This window comes from Clostridium sp. MT-14 (assembly GCF_042436595.1).
GTDB classification, from domain to species: domain Bacteria; phylum Bacillota; class Clostridia; order Clostridiales; family Clostridiaceae; genus Clostridium_B; species Clostridium_B aromativorans.
Window position 1 is genome coordinate 1 of record NZ_JBHMIY010000070.1, and the last position, 4,056, is coordinate 4,056.

General features: G+C 37.8%; 3 protein-coding genes and 2 pseudogenes. All 5 read right to left on the reverse strand.

The window, feature by feature from the left end; all coding sequences use genetic code 11:
• Positions 1-101: 101 nt before the first annotated feature.
• Positions 102-1,412 (reverse strand): glycine reductase complex selenoprotein B, encoded by a 1,311-nt coding sequence (gene grdB / locus ACFHWD_RS20430; protein WP_229982204.1) that lies wholly within the window; start codon positions 1,410-1,412, stop codon positions 102-104.
• A 42-nt stretch (positions 1,413-1,454) separates the two neighbouring features.
• Positions 1,455-2,042 (reverse strand): annotated as a pseudogene (gene grdA / locus ACFHWD_RS20435) (glycine/sarcosine/betaine reductase complex selenoprotein A).
• A 202-nt stretch (positions 2,043-2,244) separates the two neighbouring features.
• Positions 2,245-3,531 carry a glycine/sarcosine/betaine reductase component B subunit gene (locus ACFHWD_RS20440; protein ID WP_150358982.1) on the reverse strand — a complete coding sequence of 429 codons (1,287 nt, stop codon included), beginning with the start codon at positions 3,529-3,531 and terminating at the stop codon, positions 2,245-2,247.
• Between the two features lie 49 nt (positions 3,532-3,580).
• On the reverse strand, positions 3,581-3,913 hold the full coding sequence (locus ACFHWD_RS20445; protein ID WP_150358983.1) for a co-chaperone YbbN: 333 nt from the start codon (positions 3,911-3,913) through the stop codon (positions 3,581-3,583).
• Positions 3,914-3,929: 16 nt separating this feature from the next.
• Positions 3,930-4,056, reverse strand: a pseudogene (locus ACFHWD_RS20450) (thioredoxin-disulfide reductase); the annotation flags it as partial.

Here is a 4,056-nt window from a genome sequence, read left to right on the forward strand (position 1 = left end):
CTCTTAACAACGGGAAAATTCATTTTAAAACCTCCTATTTATTTTTTATAAATTGGAGGATCTGAAAATAAAATATTTTCAATCCTCCTGGAACTCACAAATTATTCAAAAACTTTCTGCCCCTCTACAGGTGTTGAAAGAGCTTTCAAGGCTTTCTCAACTAAACCATATCTCAGCTCAAATTCACCCTTTTTATCCAATGCCGGATTACCCAGTGGATGTGGTATAGCTACAGTAGGTATTATTCTATTTGCACCAACTGTCAGTGATATTGGAACTACCGTACACATATGGACTACAGGAAGCCCACCTCTTTCTATCTCTTTTACCATTGTTGCACCGCAACGAGTACAAGTTCCTCAGGTAGATGTAAGTATAACTGCTTCGACTCCATCCGCTACAAGTTCTTTAACTATGGCATCTGCAAATTTTTTGGCTGAAGCCACTGCTGTACCATTTCCCACAGTTGCATAATAGTAGTTATGCAGCGATCCTATTTTGCCTTCCTTTTCCATTTTTCTCAGTACATCTACAGGTAACACTCTATCGGGATCCTCATTGGCATAGGTTGGATCATATCCACCATGAGCTGTCTGAAAATTCTCAGGTGTGAGATCTTCAATTCCCTCTATATTGTACTTTCCAAATTTAGATGCACTGGAAGATTCTACATGATCCGGGTTGCCCTTAGGAACTATACCTCCAGAAGTAACCAATGCAATTTTAGCTTTAGTTATATCTTTTACAGCCGGATTTGGATCTACCTTGTCAAATACAGGCATTTTAAATTCTGTAGTAAAACTCTCTCCCTTTAATTTGTGTACAAGCATATCTACTGCTCGTTTGGAGCCTCTTTCATCACTAAAACAATTTTTTCTTATTCCTCTCTCAATATATCCCTCTTCTTCAGGAGAACCTATTTTTTCACCTCTAACAAGCTTTAGTGACAACGATACTATTTTAGGAAGAGCCTTTCTCATACCCGCGGCACTATTTTTGGTTTCAATTATATAAAGATATTTTTTAAATAGATCTGCACCTGGATTTTCAGGATACATGGCAGTAACTGCAGGTATACCAAGCTTATCCTGAACTTCTTTTGACACCGCGCCACATGCCATACCATATCTGCCCGCATTAAAAGCAGGACCTGCTATGAATAAATCTGGACTGTATTTTTTAACCATATCCAATATTTCACTTTTCGCGTCTTCTATATTTTCATTGAAATAGGAATCTCCACAGATAACTGTGGCAACTATCTCCACATCTTCCTTCTTAAATAAGCCGTTCAGCCCCATGCCCGGTCCCAGAAAACCATCTCTCACCTCTGGCTTATAATTTGCCTTTTCCTCTCCTCCTATGCCGGCATAAAACTGATTTATATAATGCACAACTTTAATCATATCAATCCATATCTCCTTTCAAAGTTTTGCAAAACCTCTATAAAATTTCTAGTATTTTGAATACTCATCTCTGATTTGCTTAACTTCACTTATTATCTCATCCACCTCGAGAACCATTTCCATCATGCCGCACTGTTCATCATAAATTGCAGCATCACATTCTTCCTTTATTTCAGGTTCTACAATATGGTAGACAGCCAGTCCAAGTGCTACTCCTGCAAGCGGACCAGCAAAAGTCGGATCTCCCGCACTTACCGTTTCTGCAGAAAGACCTGATGCTTCTGCCTCTGCTCCACCTAAAACTACAACTATATTTTCTGCACCGTATTTCTCCGTCAAATCTTTTACTCTCTGTTGGATCTCCAGATCCATAGCTCCCGCAGCCGTTCAAACGAAACATTCTGTAGAAGCAAATATAACCTCTGCTCCGGCTGACTTTACACAGGCCTCAATAGCCTGGCCAGGTATGCCGTCCCTATCTCCTATCGCAATTACCTTTTTCCCCTTTAACATTTTTTATCATTCCTTTCAAAAAATATATTGCAAATAGTACTAATACCCNACACAGGCCTCAATAGCCTGGCCAGGTATGCCGTCCCTATCTCCTATCGCAATTACCTTTTTCCCCTTTAACATTTTTTATCATTCCTTTCAAAAAATATATTGCAAATAGTACTAATACCCTGTTACATCTGCATAATTTTATTCTATTTATTCATAAATTTCTATTTCATTTTAAAATATTACTCATTATTCTTTTTAATTTACTTTATAATAAAATTTGAGCATTTTTATGCTTTTTGTATTTGGGACGCTTTGTTTTCGCCAATCAATTGAATTAGTATCCTTTAGAAGTTAATTTAGTGAATCCGACCTCACTAGTAGATCCAGTTACCACCTGGAGCTCAGCTTCTATGGTACCATCTGGTCTTAAGCTTCCTGCATGACCACCTGCAATTATATCAGCGGCTTCACTGTGTCCCAATATTTTTTTCATCTTGGGAAGCACAATCAACTCATTTGCATTCCCTGCTGTGACAACTGCATCTCCCTTAGGTGTAGAATCTGCCAGTGACTGGGAGGCACCATCTTGTCCAGCATATTCATCAGTTACAAGGACTGTCTTTACACCCATATCCGATATCTTATTGCAATTCATTACAAGATCTGCATCTGGATTTCCAAAGCCTTCTTCGGATATGATGACTGCATCTGCTCCAAGATATTTCACCAATTTAGCCGTGAAATTGGATGATCTCTCTTTATCTGCAAGGTACACATTCTCGTTTGTAATTATACAGCCCAGAAAATTAATGTCCTTTCCATCTCTGTCATATAGATCTTCAATAATTGGATTGTTCAAATGCACATAAGTTGGATTTTTATCGCAAGCAGATACACAATTTCCACTGACTACTGCACCGTCAAATACTTCTGTAGGGTACAAAAATGTAGGGATAATTTTTTTAGCATCCACTCCATACACATAAGTATCATGCAGCAGTCCCTGACTTTGAAGCATATATACATAAATAATTTTAGGAAGATCTGCATATTTTTTTACCTGTTCCAGTAGAGGCAGCGTTTCATAAATCTTCGTTTCATCTGGATTTAAATTTTTTCCAGCTTCACCAATATACGCAGCTGCTTTAAATCCAATCATTCTAACAGCCTCTTCGTGTTCATGCTGTTTCACTCCCTTTTTCGGCTCACAAACTATAACTAAATTATTCGTTTTTGAAAATGGAGTGTATTTTGCTCCCTCGCCGCTCATGTCTATAATGCCTTCTTGAAATCCGACAATGCTTCCTGTCGTCACCACGGCAGCTCCACTCAGTACGTGGGTTTTACCTTCTCCAACAGTATCAACTTTGTTTACAAATCCCGGAAATATGCCCCCTTTCCCTTCTACTTTGACTCTGGGCTCGATCACATCTTTCACAGGTATGATTCTAGTTTCATCACCTGGCCTGGCAATGTCCACCTCCACCCTTTCAATCCTTTCATCACCACTGATTTTTTCCATCAATTCATTTTTGTTCACATAGAGAACCCCATCTACAACTTTTGTTTCATTCCCAAATTGAACATCTTTAATATGAATCTTTCCAATTTCCAGTTGCAATATATCCACCTCCAAATTTATTAAAATTAGGAATTCAAATTCCTAATTTTTACAATGTAGCATAATAGGATTTAACGAATTCCTCTACATCATCCAAAGATTTTATTTTGTCTGCAGTAATTGTATTAACTTTTTCCCCTTTGTTGTAGAGTACCATAGTAGGCAATCCTAAAACCTTCTGTCCTATTGCAAGTCTTCTAGCTTTACTTATATTGAGACTTGAAAATTTAATTTTATCCCCATATTTATCTTCCAGTCCATGCACTCCCGGCATAAGCTGTTTGCATATTTCGCATTTATCTCCCCAATAGTCCACAAATACAGGTTTATCAGCACAATTTAAAACCTCTTCATCAAAATTTTGTTTTGTCAATTCAATCATTACAATTTCCTCCCTTTTAATTTTTATTTTCTTCTATATAACTCTCTGCAGTAGTTGCTGCTATAGCACCATCAGCTGCTGCAGTTATGACCTGTCTTAAGGATTTTTTTCTTATATCACCTGCGGCAAATACTCCTGAAATA